The 17,092-nt window shown below is 66.6% G+C and carries 21 protein-coding genes; 13 read left to right on the forward strand and 8 right to left on the reverse strand.

Features of this window, described 5'->3' with window-relative positions; all coding sequences use genetic code 11:
- The first annotated feature begins 4 nt into the window (after window positions 1–4).
- Window positions 5–1,084, forward strand: a complete 1,080-nt coding sequence (locus ACZY08_RS05845) for a prenyltransferase (RefSeq protein WP_463743609.1) — start codon at window positions 5–7, stop codon at window positions 1,082–1,084.
- Here the strand turns inward: ACZY08_RS05845 and ACZY08_RS05850 are convergent.
- Window positions 1,081–1,752, reverse strand: a complete 672-nt coding sequence (locus ACZY08_RS05850; RefSeq protein WP_463743610.1) for a class I SAM-dependent methyltransferase — start codon at window positions 1,750–1,752, stop codon at window positions 1,081–1,083. The two genes, ACZY08_RS05845 and ACZY08_RS05850, sit on opposite strands and share 4 nt — an antisense overlap.
- 54 nt (window positions 1,753–1,806) lie before the next feature.
- Here ACZY08_RS05850 and ACZY08_RS05855 point away from each other — a divergent pair, with 54 nt between their 5' ends.
- Window positions 1,807–2,376, forward strand: a complete 570-nt coding sequence (locus ACZY08_RS05855) for a TetR/AcrR family transcriptional regulator (RefSeq protein WP_463743611.1) — start codon at window positions 1,807–1,809, stop codon at window positions 2,374–2,376.
- Here ACZY08_RS05855 and ACZY08_RS05860 read toward each other — a convergent pair.
- Entirely contained in the window at window positions 2,353–2,937 is a 585-nt protein-coding gene (locus tag ACZY08_RS05860) for a TetR/AcrR family transcriptional regulator (RefSeq protein ID WP_463743612.1), read from the reverse strand. The two genes, ACZY08_RS05855 and ACZY08_RS05860, sit on opposite strands and share 24 nt — an antisense overlap.
- 79 nt (window positions 2,938–3,016) lie before the next feature.
- Here ACZY08_RS05860 and ACZY08_RS05865 point away from each other — a divergent pair, with 79 nt between their 5' ends.
- Entirely contained in the window at window positions 3,017–4,393 is a 1,377-nt protein-coding gene (locus ACZY08_RS05865; protein WP_463744168.1) for a cytochrome P450, read from the forward strand.
- Window positions 4,394–4,397: 4 nt separating this feature from the next.
- On the opposite strand, the gene msrA is transcribed toward ACZY08_RS05865, so the two are convergent.
- Window positions 4,398–4,910, reverse strand: coding sequence for a peptide-methionine (S)-S-oxide reductase MsrA (gene msrA / locus ACZY08_RS05870; RefSeq protein WP_463743613.1), 513 nt, complete (start codon window positions 4,908–4,910; stop codon window positions 4,398–4,400).
- Here msrA and ACZY08_RS05875 point away from each other — a divergent pair.
- From ACZY08_RS05875 to ACZY08_RS05890, 4 genes are all read left to right on the forward strand, one after another.
- Window positions 4,909–5,241 (forward strand): hypothetical protein, encoded by a 333-nt coding sequence (locus ACZY08_RS05875; protein ID WP_463743614.1) that lies wholly within the window; start codon window positions 4,909–4,911, stop codon window positions 5,239–5,241. The two genes, msrA and ACZY08_RS05875, sit on opposite strands and share 2 nt — an antisense overlap.
- Before the next feature lie 42 nt (window positions 5,242–5,283).
- On the forward strand, window positions 5,284–5,790 hold the full coding sequence (locus ACZY08_RS05880) for a nuclear transport factor 2-like protein (protein ID WP_463743615.1): 507 nt from the start codon (window positions 5,284–5,286) through the stop codon (window positions 5,788–5,790).
- The gene (locus ACZY08_RS05885; protein WP_463743616.1) at window positions 5,787–6,815 is read left to right on the forward strand and encodes an NAD-dependent epimerase/dehydratase family protein; all 1,029 of its coding nucleotides are present in this window, start codon (window positions 5,787–5,789) and stop codon (window positions 6,813–6,815) included. Before ACZY08_RS05880 ends, ACZY08_RS05885 begins: the two co-directional genes overlap by 4 nt.
- A gap of 62 nt (window positions 6,816–6,877) precedes the next feature.
- Complete coding sequence (locus ACZY08_RS05890) at window positions 6,878–7,696, forward strand: class I SAM-dependent methyltransferase (RefSeq protein WP_463743617.1); 819 nt, start codon at window positions 6,878–6,880, stop codon at window positions 7,694–7,696.
- A 9-nt stretch (window positions 7,697–7,705) separates the two neighbouring features.
- Here ACZY08_RS05890 and ACZY08_RS05895 read toward each other — a convergent pair whose 3' ends face one another.
- Window positions 7,706–7,927 carry a hypothetical protein gene (locus ACZY08_RS05895; protein WP_463743618.1) on the reverse strand — a complete coding sequence of 74 codons (222 nt, stop codon included), beginning with the start codon at window positions 7,925–7,927 and terminating at the stop codon, window positions 7,706–7,708.
- A gap of 135 nt (window positions 7,928–8,062) precedes the next feature.
- Between ACZY08_RS05895 and ACZY08_RS05900 the strand changes: the two genes are divergently transcribed.
- On the forward strand, window positions 8,063–9,436 hold the full coding sequence (locus tag ACZY08_RS05900) for an NAD(P)/FAD-dependent oxidoreductase (RefSeq protein WP_463743619.1): 1,374 nt from the start codon (window positions 8,063–8,065) through the stop codon (window positions 9,434–9,436).
- A gap of 131 nt (window positions 9,437–9,567) precedes the next feature.
- Window positions 9,568–11,073 carry an HNH endonuclease signature motif containing protein gene (locus ACZY08_RS05905; protein WP_463743620.1) on the forward strand — a complete coding sequence of 502 codons (1,506 nt, stop codon included), beginning with the start codon at window positions 9,568–9,570 and terminating at the stop codon, window positions 11,071–11,073.
- 13 nt (window positions 11,074–11,086) lie between these two features.
- On the opposite strand, the gene ACZY08_RS05910 is transcribed toward ACZY08_RS05905, so the two are convergent.
- Window positions 11,087–11,542, reverse strand: a complete 456-nt coding sequence (locus ACZY08_RS05910) for an SRPBCC family protein (protein ID WP_463743621.1) — start codon at window positions 11,540–11,542, stop codon at window positions 11,087–11,089.
- A gap of 21 nt (window positions 11,543–11,563) precedes the next feature.
- Window positions 11,564–12,535, reverse strand: coding sequence for an aldo/keto reductase (locus ACZY08_RS05915; RefSeq protein WP_463744169.1), 972 nt, complete (start codon window positions 12,533–12,535; stop codon window positions 11,564–11,566).
- A 61-nt stretch (window positions 12,536–12,596) separates the two neighbouring features.
- Here ACZY08_RS05915 and ACZY08_RS05920 point away from each other — a divergent pair, with 61 nt between their 5' ends.
- The 4 genes from ACZY08_RS05920 to ACZY08_RS05935 all read left to right on the forward strand — a co-directional run bounded on the left by ACZY08_RS05920 (window position 12,597) and on the right by ACZY08_RS05935 (window position 15,352).
- Window positions 12,597–12,956 carry a DUF427 domain-containing protein gene (locus tag ACZY08_RS05920; RefSeq protein WP_463743622.1) on the forward strand — a complete coding sequence of 120 codons (360 nt, stop codon included), beginning with the start codon at window positions 12,597–12,599 and terminating at the stop codon, window positions 12,954–12,956.
- Window positions 12,957–12,965: 9 nt separating this feature from the next.
- On the forward strand, window positions 12,966–13,865 hold the full coding sequence (locus tag ACZY08_RS05925; protein WP_463743623.1) for a DNA-3-methyladenine glycosylase family protein: 900 nt from the start codon (window positions 12,966–12,968) through the stop codon (window positions 13,863–13,865).
- 71 nt (window positions 13,866–13,936) lie between these two features.
- A complete protein-coding gene (locus ACZY08_RS05930; RefSeq protein WP_463743624.1) occupies window positions 13,937–14,488 on the forward strand; it encodes a Dps family protein in 552 nt (183 codons plus the stop codon).
- A 33-nt stretch (window positions 14,489–14,521) separates the two neighbouring features.
- On the forward strand, window positions 14,522–15,352 hold the full coding sequence (locus ACZY08_RS05935; protein WP_463743625.1) for an MBL fold metallo-hydrolase: 831 nt from the start codon (window positions 14,522–14,524) through the stop codon (window positions 15,350–15,352).
- A 1-nt stretch (window position 15,353) separates the two neighbouring features.
- Here the strand turns inward: ACZY08_RS05935 and aqpZ are convergent, their stop codons facing one another.
- Entirely contained in the window at window positions 15,354–16,127 is a 774-nt protein-coding gene (aqpZ, locus tag ACZY08_RS05940) for an aquaporin Z (RefSeq protein WP_463743626.1), read from the reverse strand.
- A gap of 113 nt (window positions 16,128–16,240) precedes the next feature.
- The gene (locus ACZY08_RS05945; RefSeq protein ID WP_463743627.1) at window positions 16,241–17,041 is read right to left on the reverse strand and encodes a PaaI family thioesterase; all 801 of its coding nucleotides are present in this window, start codon (window positions 17,039–17,041) and stop codon (window positions 16,241–16,243) included.
- Window positions 17,042–17,092 lie beyond the last annotated feature (51 nt).

Below are 17,092 nucleotides of genomic sequence, written 5' to 3' on the forward strand. Positions count from 1 at the left end.
GGCGGTGCTAGTTCCTGAGATCCCCGGTGTGCCCGGAGTTTTGACGCCAGATGAGTGCCTGCAGACGGCACGTTCGATTGCCGAGACCCAGGAATCGTCAGGGGCTCTGCCGTGGTTCGACGGCGGTCACACGGACCCGTGGGATCACGTGGAGAATGCCATGGCGCTGACCGTGGCCGGATTGATCGAACCGGCCCGGGCGGGCTTCGACTGGTGCCGCAGCATGCAGCGTGCCGACGGCTCCTGGCCGATCCAACTGCGCAACGGGGTCATCGAGGACGCCAACAGCGACAGCAACTTCTGTGCCTACGTGGCCACCGGCGTCTGGCATCACGTGCTGATCACCGGGGACCGGGCCTTCGCCGAGTTGATGTGGCCGGTGGTGACCCGAGCGCTCGACTTCGTGCTGGGTCTGCAGGCCTCCGGAGGCGAGATCTACTGGGCCGCAAGTCCGTCCGGTCCGGTTGAGGAGGCGCTGCTGACAGGTTGCGCCAGCGTGTACCACAGCATCCGGTGCGGGCTGGCGCTTGCCGACTACCTCGACGATCCCCAACCCGAATGGGAGGTCGCCGTCGGACGTCTCGGCCACGCCATCGCCGCTCATCCGGAGGCGTTCTCCGCCAAGGACACCCACGCGATGGAGTGGTACTACCCCGTGCTCGGCGGTGCGTTGCGCGGGTCGGCTGCCCGAACTCGGATCGACGACCGTTGGAACGATTTCGTGGTGCCCGGACTGGGCATCCGCTGCGTCGATCACCGTCCCTGGGTCACCGGTGCGGAGACCTGCGAACTGGTCATGGCCCTTGACGCGATCGGTGACACCCGGCGGGCCCGCGAGCAGTTCGCGGCCATGCAGCACCTGCGCGAGGCCGACGGATCCTATTGGACCGGGCTGGTTTTCGCCGACGGCAAGCGCTGGCCCGAGGAGCGCACCACCTGGACCGGTGCGGCCATGATCCTGGCTGCCGACGCGCTGTCGCAGACCACCCCGGCCAATGGCATCTTCCGGGGCGTCGGGCTTCCGCGCGGCCTTGAGGGCGAGTACGACTGTGAGTGCGTCGGCGGGAAGGCCGGCGACCGCTAGCCCAACTGGCCCGGCTCGCCCGAGGTCCGCTCCAGCACCCGCATCGACCCCATCACCACGACTTCGTCGAACGCGCCCGTCGCCAGCGCGCGCTGGTAGATGTGGAACGGCGCCTGGCCGCCGTCATCGGGATTCGGGAACACATCGTGGATGATCAACGCGCCGCCCACCTCGACCCAGCGGGCCCAGCCGTCGAAGTCCCGCTGCGCCGCCTCTTCGGTGTGGCCACCGTCGATGAACAACAGCTGCAACGGCATTCGCCAGCCGCGGGACACCACGGGTGACCGGCCGACGACGGCGACCACATGTTCGTCCAAGCCGGCGGCGTCCAGGGTGTGGCGCATCGTGGGCAGGGTGTCGAACAGTCCGGTGACCGGATCCACCATGGTGGTGTCGTGGTACTCCCAGCCGGCCTGATGCTCTTCCGAGCCGTGGTGGTGGTCGACGGTGTAGAGCACCGAGTTGGTCTCCTGCGCGGCCGCGCCCAGCATGACGGTCGACTTACCGCAGTACGTGCCGATCTCGACGCCGACCCCGCCGCCGAGGTATCGGAGGCCGGCGTCGTAGAGGGCGCGGCCCTCGTCGGCGGGCATGAAGCCGGTGACCTGCTCGGCAAGGGCGAACAGGCGCTCGGCGCGGGCGGGCAGGGCGGTGTCAGCGGTGCTCATGAATGCCCAACCTACCGTTGCTGGCCATCGGCTGTTGTAGTAGCGTCCGGACACGTGTCCGAGACGGCTCTGGAGTCGACGCGCCGCCGTCTGAGTGCACGGCAGGCCGATACTGTCGAGCGCCTGGGTAAGGCCGCATTACAGCTGATCACCCGGGACGGATTCGCCGGACTGACGGTGCGCCGGGTGGCCGCCGAGGCGGGGGTCGGGGCGGCCACGGCCTACACCTACTTCTCCTCCAAAGAGCACCTCGTCGCCGAGGTGTTCTGGCGCAGGCTTTCCGCTGCTCCGCCGGCCGCTCATGAATCGCCCGACCCGGCCACCCGGGTGGTCGAGGTGCTGCAGCACATCGCCTCGCTGGTGGCAGACGAACCAGAGTTCGCCGGCGCGGTCACCAATGCTCTGCTCGGCAAGGACCCCGACGTGGACGCACTGCGGCAGCGCATCGGTGCGGATGTGCGGGGCCGGCTGGTCGCCGCACTCGGGCCTGACGTGGACCTCGATGTGATCGAAGCACTCGAATTGCTCTACACCGGCACGCTGGTGTGGGCCGGGATGGGATACGAGACCTACGCCGCCATCTCGCAGCGGTTGGAGAAGTCAGCGCGGTTGGTGCTGAGCTGAATTCGCAGTCATGATCGCCGTCGATGCGGCGACCGCGGGCCCGTAGATCTCCTGGATGTCCCCGCCGTCCTCGACGATCAGCGCGGTCAATTCGCGAAGCCCGCCCAGCAGGATGATGGCCATCGGCTCGGTGAGCCGGGGCAGGCCGGCGCGTTGGAAGCCTGCGCTGCCGCTGAGTTCGATCAGCAGATCGGTCAGTTCGCGTAGGGCTGCGCGCTGCAGCGGGCGCGCCCTGCTGCCCAGCGCCGGCAGTTCGCGGATCCAGCTCAGGGTGATGGCCGGGGCGGACGCGATGTGGTCGACATAGGCGCCCACGGCCTGTGCGATCTGGTCCGGCCACGACTCCTCGGGGTCGACGGCGGCCTGGATGCGGTCGACGAGTGCGGCGTTGTTGGCCCGCAACAGCTCGAGGAAGCCGTCCTCCTTGGTGCCGAACTGGTCGTAGAACGTGCGCTTGGATGTGCGCGCGTGGCGGACGATGTCGGCCACGGTGGTCTCGCGATAGCCCTTGTCGTTGATCGCCGCGGCGAGTCCGTCGAGCAGGCGCAACCGGTAGGTCATCGAGTCCAACCCCCCTTGCGCTGCCTGGTACCTGGTAGTACCGTACCTCACAACCGATTGGTACCACGCGGTACCAGGACTGGCTGGAGATGGTATGACCGAGCTTGCAGCTGCTGAGAAGACCACCGGCAACCCAGCCGCGGGCGCCGCGCCAGGCCGGATGCCGCCTCCGGCGCGATTTCCGAAGCCTTTGCAGGCCATCGGCTTCGCCCTGGCCAGGCGCCGGGTCGTCAAACAGCTCGCCCGCCGTCAAGGGGACGTCTTCAAGCTCAAACTCCCCATCTTCGGGCCCACTGTGATCGTCGCCGACGCTCAGCTGGCCAAGCAGCTCTTCACCGCCAACACCGACGACGTCGGCAACATTCAGCCCAACTTGAGCCGCATCCTGGGATCGGGATCGGTGTTCGCGCTCGACGGCACCGATCACCGTCGCCGTCGCAAGCTGCTGACCCCGCCGTTCCACGGCAAGAGCATCAAGAATTACGAGGAGATCTTCGAAGAAGAGACCCTGCGCGAATCGGCGAACTGGCCGCAGGGGAAAGAGTTCGAGACGCTCGAGCCGATGATGCGGATCACTCTCAACGTGATCCTGCGTGCGGTCTTCGGCGCCGACGGCGAACAGCTCGACGAGCTACGCCGCATCATCCCGCCGTGGGTCACCCTGGGTTCGCGGCTGGTGGTGGTGCCCACTCCGGCCCACACCTACGGCCGGTTCAGTCCGTGGGGCCGGCTGGCCAGATACCGCCAGGAGTACGACGCTGTCATCGATCGATTGATCGACAAGGTCGAAGCCGATCCGGACTTCGGCCGGCGCGACGACATCCTGTCCTTGCTGCTGCGTAGCACGTATGAGGACGGATCGGCCATGTCCCGCAAGGACATCGGCGATGAGCTACTGACCCTGCTGGCCGCCGGGCACGAAACCACGGCCTCGACCCTGGGCTGGGCCTTCGAGCGCATCACCCGCCACCCCCAGGTGCTGGCTGAGTTGGTGGACGAGGCGGCCACCGACCGCAACGAATACCGCCAGGCCACCATCCTGGAGGTCCAGCGCAATCGCACCGTCATCGACTTCTCCGGCCGCCACGTCTATGCGCCGTCGATCCGGCTGGGAGAGTGGGAGATTCCGCGCGGACACTCCATCATCGTGGCGATCTCGCAGATCCAGGAGTCCGAAAAGGAATTCCCCGATCCGGACCGGTTCGATCCGCAGCGATTCGTCGGTAGCCGCCCCGGCCTGGGCTGGCTGCCATACGGCGGTGGCACCCGGCGGTGTGTCGGTGCCGTGTTCGCGAACGTGGAAATGGACGTGGTGCTGCGAACGGTGTTGCGGCATTTCGTCATCGAGACCACCACCGCACCGGGCGAAAAGGTGCACTCCCGCGGTGTGGCCTACACCCCCGCGGCGGGCGGGCGCATCGTCGTGCATCGGCGCGCCACGCCGCTGGGGAACTGAGCAGCTATCCCGCGGTCTGACGTTTGGGCAGCGTCCAGCCCGCGCGCGGGAAATGGCAGGTGTACCCGTTCGGGTAGTGCTGCAGGTAATCCTGATGCTCGGGCTCGGCCTCCCAGAAATCGCCCGCCGCGGTCACCTCGGTGACCACCTTGCCCGGCCACAATCCCGAGGCATCCACGTCGGCGATGGTGTCCAGCGCAATGCGCTTCTGCTCGTCGTCGAGGTAGAAGATCGCCGACCGGTAGCTGCTGCCGACGTCGTTGCCCTGCCGGTCCTTTGTCGACGGATCGTGGATCTGGAAGAAGAACTCCAGCAGCGCCCGGTAATTGGTGCGAGTCGGATCGAATTCGATCTCCACCGCCTCGGCGTGACCGGGATGGTTCCGATACGTCGGATGGTCGTTGCGTCCGCCGGTGTACCCCACCCGGGTGGAGACCACGCCGGGTTGCTTGCGGATGAGGTCCTGCATACCCCAGAAGCAGCCGCCCGCCAGGATCGCTGTCGAATAGTTACCCATGTGCCCCATTGTGCTCCGTGGTTACCGTGGTGATCCCGCACGGACCCTCTTCACCGACAACCCCGCCATCGTCGATCCGCACATCACCCGGATCGAATCCTTCAGCCGTGATCAGGAACGCCTGCTGGTCAACTTCACTGCAGGTACCCCGGACTGCTTCGGCGTCCACGTGATCGCGCAGGAAACCGCCGATGCCGTCACGATCGACCTTCGCGGCGGGACACCGCCGGAATCCGTCGGCCGCATGTGCATCGCCCTTGCCGTGCACGGCACCGCGGAGGTGGCTCTGCAGGCCCCGCTGGGATCCCGTCACGTGCTGGCTGCGCAGTGACGGGTCTCGACAAAGGTCGATAGAACGTGTTCTAGTTTTGAGGTGACGAGCAGGTCTTTCAGCCGCGATGAACTCGCCGCTGCCTTTGAAACCTTCGAGCAGACCGTGGACCGGGCCGCGCAGACCAAGAACTGGGACGTGTGGGCGGACCACTACACCGTCGACGTCGACTACATCGAGCACGCCGTGGGCACCATGAAGGGCCGCGAGCAGGTCCGGCCCTGGATCTGGAAGACCATGACCACCTTCCCGGGCAGCTACATGACCTCGTTCCCGTCGCTGTGGTCGGTGATCGACGAACCCACCGGCCGCATCATCTGCGAACTGGACAACCCCATGCGCGACCCCGGTGACGGCACCATCATCAGCGCCACCAACATCTCGATCCTGACCTACGCGGGCGACGGCTTGTGGTCACGTCAGGAAGATGTCTACAACCCGCTGCGGTTCGCCTCCGCGGCCCGCAAGTGGTGCCGCAAGGCCGCTGAGCTCGGCACCCTGACAGACGAGGCCGAGGCGTGGCTCAAGAAATTCGGTGGCGGTAAATGAGCGCCAAGCTGGTCATCGGGGCCAACGGGTTCCTGGGCTCGCATGTGCTGCGGCAATTGGTCGCCGCAGACGAATGCGACGAAAACAACACTGAGATCCGGGCCATGGTTCGGCCGGGCGCCAACACCATCTCCATCGATGACCTCGACGTCCGGCGTTTCGAGGGCGACGTCTTCGACACCGAGGCCCTGCGAGAGGCGATGACCGGCTGCGACGTCGTCTACCACTGCGTCGTCGACGCCCGCGGATGGCTGCGGGACCCGGCACCGCTGTTCCGTACCAACGTCGAGGGCACCCGCAACGTGCTCGACGTCGCCGCTGGGATCGACGGTTTACGGAAGTTCGTCTTCACCAGCAGCTACGTCACCGTCGGACGCAAGCGGGGAAAGCGGTCCACCGAGGCGGACATCGCCGACGTGTCGAAGGTGACGCCCTACGTGCGTTCGCGGGTTCAGGCCGAGGAGCTCGTATTGAGGTACGCCCGCGAACGCGGGCTGCCCGCCGTCGCGATGTGCGTGTCCACCACCTACGGCAGCGGCGACTGGGGCCGGACCCCGCACGGGGCGATCATCGCCGGAGCCGCGTTCGGCAAGCTGCCGTTCGTGATGAGCGGCATCGACCTGGAGGCCGTCGGCATCGATGATGCGGCGAACGCCATGCTGCTTGCCGCCGAACGCGGCACCCCCGGTGAGCGCTACCTGATCTCCGAGAAGATGATCAGCAACGCCGAGGTGGCCAGGCTTGCCGCCGAGGCCGCCGGCGTCGCACCCCCACAGCGGTCGCTCCCGCTGCCGATGTCCTACGCGCTGGCCGCGGCAGGCACGCTCAAGGGCAAGCTACGCGGCACCGATGAACGGTTGTCGCTGGAATCCCTGCGGCTCATGCGGGCCGAAGCCGAGCTCGACCACTCCAAGGCCGTGCGTGAACTCGGTTGGCAGCCAAGGCCGGTCGAGGAATCGATCGCCGAGGCAGCGAAGTTCTGGGTGGGCCTGCGAGCGGCCAAACGCGCACAGAAGAGCAGCTGAACACCACGCCGTGCCGCGTTAAGCCACTGGGCGGCAAGCGTATTGCGGCCTAACCTGGCGATATGACCGACAAGCTGAAAGTCGACCTCTCCGGGGCACCGCAGACCATGCTGGCGACGTTCTATGCCAAAGCGCTCGATGCCGGCATGCCCAACCCGGTCCTCGGCGACAAGTTGGCGAAAGACATCGCCGACCGCATCGACTACGACTGGAGCCGCACCTCGATCACCGAGGCGACCTCACCGTCGGTGACCACCCGCAGCGCGCATTTCGACCGGTGGACCCGCCAGTTCCTGGCCGTGCATCCCGACGCCGTGGTGCTGCACCTGGGGTGCGGTCTCGACGGCCGATTCTTCCGGGTTGAGCCCGGCCCCGGCGTGGAGTGGTACGACATCGACTACCCCGACGTCGCACACCTGCGTGAGCAGCTCTACCCGTCCGCCGAGCACTATCACGTCATCGCCGCCTCGGTGACCGACCCGGCCTGGCTGCGCGACGTGCCCGCCGACCGGCCGACCCTGATGGTCGGTGAAGGATTGACGATGTACCTCACCGAACACGACGGGGTCGCGCTGCTGCGGCGCATCGTCGACGGATTTCCTTCCGGGGAAATACAATTCGACGCGTTCAACACCCTCGGAATCAGATCGCAGTGGGTCAACACCGTGGTGCGCCGATCCGGGGCCAAACTGCACTGGGCCATCAACAGTCCCGAAGACATCCTGCGTGCGGTGCCCGGCACCCGCTTGCTGATCAGGGAATCGCCCTTCGACGATCCCATATTCACGACGCTGCCCTGGTACTACCGATTGATGCTGGCCGTCATGAAGCCGGTGCCGGTGCTGCGGTACATGGCGCAGTATCACCGCTACGCGTTCTGAGCTTCGGTGTCAGCGGGCGCCGCTGTGCCGAACAGTGGTGTCCACCTTCGGAACCACCGGCTTGGGGTGTAGCCGATCGAGCCAGTCGAGGCGGTCGACGCCTGCGGAGAAAGTGATGCTGCTGGGGGCCGCGGTGTGAGCGGGCTTGGCGGCCTGGGCAGGTCCGGCCAGACCCAGGACGGCGACGCTCAGCCCGCTGGCCGCGATGACTGCGAATCCGAACTTCTTCATTTCTCTGCTCTCCCTGTCTCACGGTTGTTATGCCTGTGTAAACCGAGAGGTCAGCCGGACAATTTCCAGTGGCAGAAACTTATCGGCGCATGGCAGAAAGAAGTATGTTCAGCCATCTCCTGGCAGAATCCAGCAGTGCCCAACACGCTAAACGGCCAGGTCTCCCACTGGTTCGACGAACTGCCTGCGCCCCGGCCCGCTCTCCCCGGGGACCGTGACGCCGACGTGTGCATCGTCGGCGCCGGATACACCGGGCTGTGGACCGCCTACTACCTCGCCCAGGCCGACCCGTCATTGCGAATCACTGTGCTGGAGACGCGATTCGCAGGTTACGGGGCCTCCGGCCGCAACGGCGGCTGGCTGTCCGGACTGGCGCCCGGTGACCGGCACCGGATGGCCGAGCAGCACGGCCGTGAGCGCGTGTTGGCCTGGCAACAAGCACTCAACGAGGCTGTCGACGAGGTCATCGCAGTGGCGGACCGCGAGGGCATCGACGCCGGAGCGGTAAAGGGCGGGACCCTGGAGATCGCCCGCAATCCCGCCCAGGCGGCCCGCCTGGCTGCTGCTGTCGCAGAGGAGCGGTCGTGGGGTATCGATGTGGCGGAGCTGTCGAAAGACCAAGCTGCCGAACGCATTCGCTTCGACGGTGTGCTATCCGCCTATCACACCCCGCATTGCGCCCGGATCCAGCCGGCGCGGCTGACCCGTGGACTGGCCGAGGCCGTCGAACGCCGCGGTGTGACGATCTACGAGGACACCCCCGTCAGCGAAATCGCTCCGGCACGGGCGGTCACCGCCCGCGGCACAGTGCGAGCCCCGATCATCCTGCGCGCCACTGAGGGCTTCACCCCGGCGCTGCCCGGATTGCGGCGCAACTGGCTGCCCATGAACAGTTCGATGATCGCGACCGCTCCCATCCCGGCCGCGTTATGGGACGAAATTGGTTGGGAGGGACGCGAAACCGTCGGTGACAGCGCCCACGGCTTCTTCTACGCCCAGCGCACTGTCGACGACCGAATCGCGATCGGCGGACGCAGCGTCCCTTACCGCTTCGCGTCACGTACCGACGACGACGGGCAGGTACCTGCGCGCACGATCCGGCTGCTCACCGACGTGCTCCACTCGATCCTGCCGCAGGTGCGTGACGTGCCGATCGCTCACGGCTGGTGCGGCGTGCTGGGAGTCCCACGCGACTGGCAGGCCGGGGTGGTCCTCGACAAGGCCAGCGGACTGGGCTGGGCCGGCGGCTATGTCGGGCACGGAGTCACCGCGACCAATCTGGCCGGGCGGACGCTCGCCGATCTGGTGCTGGACCGCGACACCCCGATCACCGGGCTGCCGTGGGTCGGGCACCGATCGCGCAATTGGGAACCCGAGCCACTGCGCTGGCTCGGGGTGCGCGGCCTCTACGTCGCCTACAAGCTGGCAGACCGGCATGAGGCCGGCGGAAGTGCCCAGACCTCGCCGATCGCGCGCGTCGCCGACATCATCACCCGCAAGCCGCACTAGGCCTGTGCGGACGCGCAAGTGTCACCACCAAGACCGCCGGAACTGTCACCGATGTCCTGATGCAGAACTGTCACCGATGTCTTGATAGATAACACCTCCGCGTGTCGTGGGCGCATGGCATAATCGAACACATGTTCGACACCGATTCTGCTGCTGACCTGATCGACCGGGTCAGTGTCGGGGCGCGGGCCGAATCGGCGGCGATCGCGGGCCGCCTGGCTGCGATCGGGGAACTCGACACCCGCCGCGCACACGAACTGGCCGAATCGATCTTTTGGACCACCGACCCCTTCGCCGAGGTGGCCGCCGAAATCTCGGCTGCCCTGCGGATCAGCCGGCACCGGGCCGGCACCCAGATCCACCACGCCCGCGTCCTGCGCGACAAACTGCCCCTGGTCGCAGCCAGGTTCGCGGCCGGGGACATCGACTATCGGGTGGTGCAGATGATCATCGCCCGCACCGGCATCGTCGATCCCTCGGTGTGGGCAGGGTTGGATGAGGAACTGGCCACCCGCGCACACCGGTGGATGCGACTGTCCGAAAACCAGCTCCGCGACCGGATCGATCAGTGGATCGCCAAACTCGACCCCAACGGGGTACGGGTGCCACCCAATGTGGCCGAGGAACGGTTTGTTCAGGTCGAGGTGGGCAGCCCGGGCAAGGCCACCGTGTGGGCCAATCTGGACGTCACCGACGGGGCCGCCCTGGATCAACGTCTGGACGCTTTGGCCGACACCGTGTGTGAGCACGATCCCCGCACCCATGCCCAACGCCGCGCCGATGCGATCGGTCCGCTGGCCCGCCTGCAGTCCCAACTGCAATGCCTGTGCGGGTTACCGGACTGCCCGGCCAGCCAGCAGCGGGCCGCGGCCACTGCCGCAATGGTCCATGTGTTGGCCACCGAATCGACCCTAGACGGCACCTCTGATGATCCGGGCTATCTGCCCGGCTACGGGATCCTGCCCGCCGAGACGGTGCGTGACCTGGCCGCCAACGCCAAACACAAACCGGTGGTGGTACCCGCCGCCCACACCAGCACCCACACCGACACACACACCGAGAACACTGCGCTGACGGCCCACACCGAGAACGCTGACGCCGGCGCGGGCGAGCCGCAGTACCGCCCGTCAGCAGCATTGTCGAAGTTCATCCGGTTCCGCGATCTCACCTGCCGCTTCCCCGGCTGTGACGCCCCGGCGGTGGTTTCCGATATCGACCACACCGTGCCCTACCCCCTGGGCCCGACACACCCCTCCAACACCAAGCTCTATTGCCGCGCACACCACCTGGTCAAAACGTTCTGCCCCGGCTGGTCGGACCGCCAATTTCCTGACGGCACCATCGAATTCAGCTCACCCACCGGACACACCTACACCACCGAACCCCACGGCGCCGCCCTGTTCCCCACCCTGGCCCAACCCACCGGGAACCTGAACCTCCCCGAACCCGAACCGCACGCCCCAGAGACCAACCGCGGCGCGAAGATGCCGACCCGCCGCCAAACCCGCGAACAAGACCGCCAAGACCGCATCGCCGAAGAACGACGGCTACGCGCCGAACTCAACGGCGACCTCAAATTCGAACGCGACTTCCAAGCCTGGATCGCCGAAGAATACGGACCGCCACCACCCTTCTGAGTGGGATGGGGAATCAACCTTCGGCGTGTTCCTTGAGCCGCTGCAAGGTGAGTTGGATGTGCTCGGCATTGGCGCTATCGCGGTCGGGAACCCCGGTGGCCAGGCCAGCGACCTTCTTGAACCAACCCGCACGACGATCCCAGGTGGATTCGGTCACCGTGCAGCCACTGTCGGTGGCAGTGATGTCGTAGCGCCAGTGCGCGACCGGGAAAACCAGGGACTTCACGTCGAAGGCGAACGTCTTACCCGGCTCGGCGTCGGTGACGGTGCACGTCGTGCTCCAGGCCTTCGATCCATTGCGGTTGCGGCCCTTGAAAACCGACCCGGGAGTGGCCGAATCGCCTTTCTGCCACTCCATCGCATCGGCTTCTTCGGCCAACGACGCCAGAGTGGGCAGGTCGGTGATGAGTGCGTACACGGCTGCGGGATCGGCGGCGATCGACACAGTGGCTTTCACAGGCGCGGTCATGGGCCGATCGTAGTTGGGGGGCTACCGGTCGATCATCCGCATCTGAGCCTCGGTGTGATGGTCGCCTGCAGCCGGTGCGAGATTGTCGAGGGTGGACAACTGGTCGGCGGTGAGTGTCACGGCATCGGCGGCGACGTTCTCCTCCAAACGCTCGACGCGTTTGGTACCGGGGATGGGCACGATGTCGGGGCCGCGGGACAGCAGCCAGGCGAGCGCGACCTGCCCTGGCGTCACGCCCGACGCGTCGGCGATGGCCCGCACCTCATCGGCGAGGCGCAGATTCGCGGCGAAGTTCTCACCGGCGAACCGGGGATTGGCCCGGCGGGTGTCGTCGTCGGCCAGATCGTCGACGGACCGGATCTGGCCCGTCAGAAACCCGCGGCCCAGCGGCGAGTACGCGACGAAGCCGATCCCGAGCTCACGCAGGGTATCGAGGATCCCGTCCTCGGGATCGCGGGTGAACAACGAGTACTCCGACTGCAGCGCGGTGACCGGATGAACAGCATGAGCCCGTCGGATCGTCTCGACCCCCACCTCGGACAAACCGATATGGCCCACCTTGCCCTCGGCGACGAACGCGGCGAGCACCCCGATGGTCTCCTCGATCGGCGTGGAGCGGTCCAGGCGATGCTGGTAGTAGAGATCGATGTGATCGGTGCCCAGGCGCCTCAGCGAACCATCGACCGCGGTGCGGATGTTGGCCGGGCTGCTGTCCGTCCCGTCGCGGCCGGTGTGGGAGATCATCCCGAACTTGGTGGCGAGCACGACCTTGTCGCGCCGGCCCTGCAATGCCCGGCCGACCAATTCCTCGTTGACGTACGGGCCGTACACCTCGGCGGTGTCGATGAGGTTGACACCGAGGTCGATGGCCCGGTGGATCGTGCGGATGGATTCCGCGTCGTCGAGACCGGCGCTGCCGTAGGCGAACGACATGCCCATGGTGCCCAGCCCGAGCCGTGTCACCTCGAGCTCACCCAACCGCGCCTTCTGCATAGTTGCCATCGCCCCAGTCTGCCCGGGAATCCGCGGCCGTGCCTGAGACGTTGTGCCGATCATGACCGAGCGCCAGGTGCTGCAGCCAAACGCAGCCCACCCCATCACGATCGCCCCGACCGGACGCCGGGTGACCGTCACCGTCGGCGGTGCGATCATCGCGCAGACCGACGATGCCCTGACTCTGCAGGAGTCGACTTACCCAGCGGTGCAATATATTCCGCGCGCCGACGTCGTGTGGGAGACGCTGGCACGCAGCGCCACCACCACGTACTGCCCCTACAAGGGCGAGGCGAACTACTACCACGTCGGGGGGATCGAGGACGCAGTCTGGACCTATGAGCAGCCCTACCCGGCTGTCGCTGAAATAGCCGATCACCTGGCCTTCTACTCGCAGAAGGCCGACATCGCGCTGGCCTAGTCTGGAGCGGTGCCCTCAACCAGCGTCAGGTTCGACAGCCCGGCCAGTCCCGGACTGACGCTGGCTCCGTGGCGGCGCGGTGGGCACGACCCGGCCAACCGGATCAATGTCGACGGCGCGGTCTGGCGCACCAGCGCGATGAAAACCGGACCGGTGACCGCGCGCATCACCAAGTCGGCCCCCGACAACGTGGACTGCGAGGCGTGGGGTCCGGGTAGCGCGGAGTTCCTGGACGGATTCGGTGCGCTGGTGGGTGCCGACGACGACGCCGACCGCTTTGACCCCGTGGAGCCGACCATCGCAGAGGCACACCGCCGGGTGCCGCATCTGCGTCTCGGGCGTAGTGGCTTGGTACTTGAGGCGCTGGTCCCCGCGATCATCGAGCAGCGGGTCTCGGGCATGGACGCCTGGCGGGCCTGGCGGCGGTTGGTGACGAAGTACGGGGCCCCCGCTCCGGGGCCGGCACCCGACGGTATGCGCGTGCCGCCCACCGCGGAGGTATGGCGACGCATCCCGTCATGGGAATTCCACCGGGCCAACGTGGATCCGGGCCGGGCCCGCACCATCGTCGGCTGCGCGCAGCGCGCCGATGCCCTCGAAAGGCTGACTGCCGATCGAGCTGTGCGGGCGCTGCGCTCGCTGCCCGGTATCGGGGAATGGACGGCGGCAGAAACCGTGCAACGCGCTTTCGGTGATGCCGACGCGATCTCGGTCGGGGACTATCACCTGTCCACGATGGTCGGACGCAGCCTGCTCGGCCGGCCGATAGACGACGAGGCCATGGTGGAACTGCTGGAGCCGCTGCGCCCGCACCGGCAGCGCGCGGTGCGGCTACTGGAAGCCAGTGGGCTGGCTCAGAATCCGCGATTCGGTGCGCGTTCGGCCATTCCGAACCTGCGCGCGCTGTAGCCGCGCTGATTGCCGGGCGCGGTTGTCGGGTACCCGGGGACGGAACCGATCGTGAACCGAAAGGAGCCCCGATGACATCGTTCACAATTCCCGGACTGACCGACAAGCAGGGCCGTGACGTGGCCGAGCTGTTGCAGAAGCAGCTCAGCACGTACAACGACCTACATCTGACGCTCAAGCACATCCACTGGAACGTCGTCGGTCCGAACTTCATCGGCGTACACGAGATGATCGATCCGCAGGTAGCGCTGGTGCGGGCATACGCCGACGAGGTCGCCGAACGGATCGCTGCCCTGGGCGAATCGCCGAAGGGCACTCCCGGCGCCATCGTCGCTGACCGCACCTGGGATGACTACTCCGTCGGACGTGACAACGTGCAGGCCCACCTCGCGGCACTCGACCTCGTCTACAACGGGGTGATCGAGGACATCCGCAAGGCTATCGACCGTCTGGAGAAACTCGACCTGGTGTCCCAGGACGTCCTGATCGATCACGCCGCCGAACTCGAGAAGTTCCAGTGGTTCGTTCGGGCGCATCTGGAGAGCGCCGGAGGCACGCTGGCCCATGAAGGTGCACCCACCGAACGTGGGGCGGCCGGCAAGGCGCGGCGCAAGAGCGCTTGACCTGAACCTTCGTTGAGGTGCCAGGGTCGGTGTATGCCTACCTGGATTTGCACGGGATGCGGTGTGGAACACCCGGATTCCGCTACCGCACCCGCTGAGAGCTGTGTGTTGACGTCGGAGACGGTGTCGATCGAGGAACGTGGAGACCTGCCCCCGCATGGCACCTGGATCACGCTGGAAGAACTGGCGGCGCAACCACATCACACCGAACACGTCGACCACGGTCGCGGAGTGCACAGTCTGCGGCGCGCGCCCAAGTTCGCCATCGGACACCGGTCGTTCCTGGTGCAGACCGCGGACGGGAACCTTTTGTGGGATGCGCCGAGCTACCTTGACGACGAGATCATCGGCCTTGTTCACGGCCTCGGCGGCGTCGATGCAGTCGCCGCCAGCCATCCCCACATGTTCGGTGCGCAACTCAGTTGGAGCAGGGCATTCGGCGACGTGCCGGTGTATGTGAATGGCCTTGACGAAGAATGGCTTCCGGGTCCGGGTCCGGATCCGCTCACCCAGCTCTGGACCGACGAGCTGCAACCGTTGGCCGGAGTGCGGCTGATTCACGTCGGCGGCCACATGCGGGGCAGTTCGGTGGCGCTGACGGCCGACGGCACGCTCCTGGTCGGGGACACCATCTCCGGTGGGCTGGCCCGGAACTGGGTGTCGTTCCAACGGAACTTCCCCAAGCATGTCCCGCTGTCGGCCGCGGTGGTGCGGCGGATCGTGGACCGGCTCGATGAATACGAATACGACCGGCTCTACACCCTTGGCGGCGATGAGATAGACAGCGCCGCCAAGGATGTAGTGCACCGGTCAGCCGACACCCATATTCGTTGGGTCAGTGGTGAATTCGACCACCTGACCTGACCTATTGGCCTCGCGGCTGGTCAAGGGCGTCCTCGCGCACCGGGCGTTCGGCCAGCTTCTCGGGTGAACCGAACAGCAGCGGGTATGCCACACCGGCGATGGCCGCACCGACCAGTGGCGCCAGCCAGAAGGCCCAGAGTTGCGCGGGCGCGCCATTGCCGTTGAAGAATGCGACCGCCGTGGAACGGGCCGGGTTGACCGAGGTGTTGGAGATCGGAATCGAGATCAGGTGGATCAGCGTCAGGGTGAGCCCGATGGACAAGCCGGCGAAACCCTTCGGTGCGCGATCATCGGTGGAACCGAGGATGACCAGCAGGAACACGGCCGTAAGGATCACCTCGGCCAGCAGTACGGCCGTGAGCGAATATCCGCCGGGGGAGTGCTCGCCGTAACCGTTGGCCGCCATGTTCCCGGTGGCCGACCAACCGTCCTTGCCGCTGGCGATCACATAGATCACCAGTCCGGCCACCAGACCGCCCACGATCTGTGAAATCCAGTACGGCACCACGGCTGCCCACTCGACGCGGCGCGCGAGTGCAGCGCCCAGGGTGACCGCCGGGTTGAAATGCCCGCCCGAGATGGTGCCGAAGGCGTACACGCCGGTCAGAACCGTCAGGCCGAACGCGAGGGCGACCCCGAGGAACCCGATCCCCACGGAGAAGCCGTCGGAGAGAAACTTCGCGGCGAACACCGCGCTACCGCAACCGCCCAGGACCAGCCAGAACGTCCCGATGAACTCGGCTGCCAATCGATGTGACATTGTCGGCGTACTCATGGCGAACTCCTCCGTAGATGTGGTTCATCCGGAGGGTTTCACGCCAGTAGCTGATGGCAGAGTCGTTGTTGCCGAATTGAGCGCACAGTGAAATTTACGTTTCCGTAATCCAATCAGCGGTAGGCGGTCAGCCGGGCCATCAACGCCACCGCGCCGTCGTCGCCGATAGCCTGTGCGTCGGCTACCCCGGAACTTCGCCCGGTACGCAATGCCTTTGCCTCATAACGAGATTCGTTGCCGCCGCGGAACTGGCGCAGGTAATTGACCCGGAGGGATGCGGTTCGCCAGGGCTCGCCGGCGTCGTCACCGAGCGCCGCGGAACCGACGAGTTCCAGTGCAGCCGCCGACACCCCGCCGTGCACGATGCCGATGCTGTTGTTGATGACGGGATCCGGCAGCTGCCGCAATACCGCGATGCGACCGCCGGTCTCGGCGACCTCGACCGACATGCGGTCTTCCAAGGTGGCAGGCGGCGTGCCCTCGGCGGAGTCGGCAGGCCACGCGACGACGTGCCCCGGCGCGTGGATGTGGAAGGACCGCACCGTCGCTGTCCCCAGCAGTTGGTCGCCATGGGTCAACTCGCACAGGCTCAGTGAGCCGGTGCCCTTGGGGCCGAACGGGCGGGCGGTCGCCACGACGGGCACATCGAGTGCGGCAGTCACGAGCTCCATCGCGTGCGGGGTGAGTTCGATGGCCAGCTCGCTGGACACCGTCCACTCGTCGTCATTGCGGCGACAGTGGTTGACCAGGCCGCCGACGTGATCGACCAGCATGGCCAGCGGAGCGACGGTCGGCAGTTGCGTCAGGGGATTGCGTAGGCCGCCCACGGGTATGGAGGCCACGCAGCGGTCCGGGCTCTCCTCAAGGGTTTGTACGCCCATGCGGCCCAACGGGGTGTTCAGCGGATAGTGCATCGCCGTCAACAGTTACGCCCATCACGGTGGCCAGATACCCCCTAGGGGTAT

The sequence above is a fragment of the Mycobacterium sp. IDUB_9 genome, from assembly GCF_055419505.1.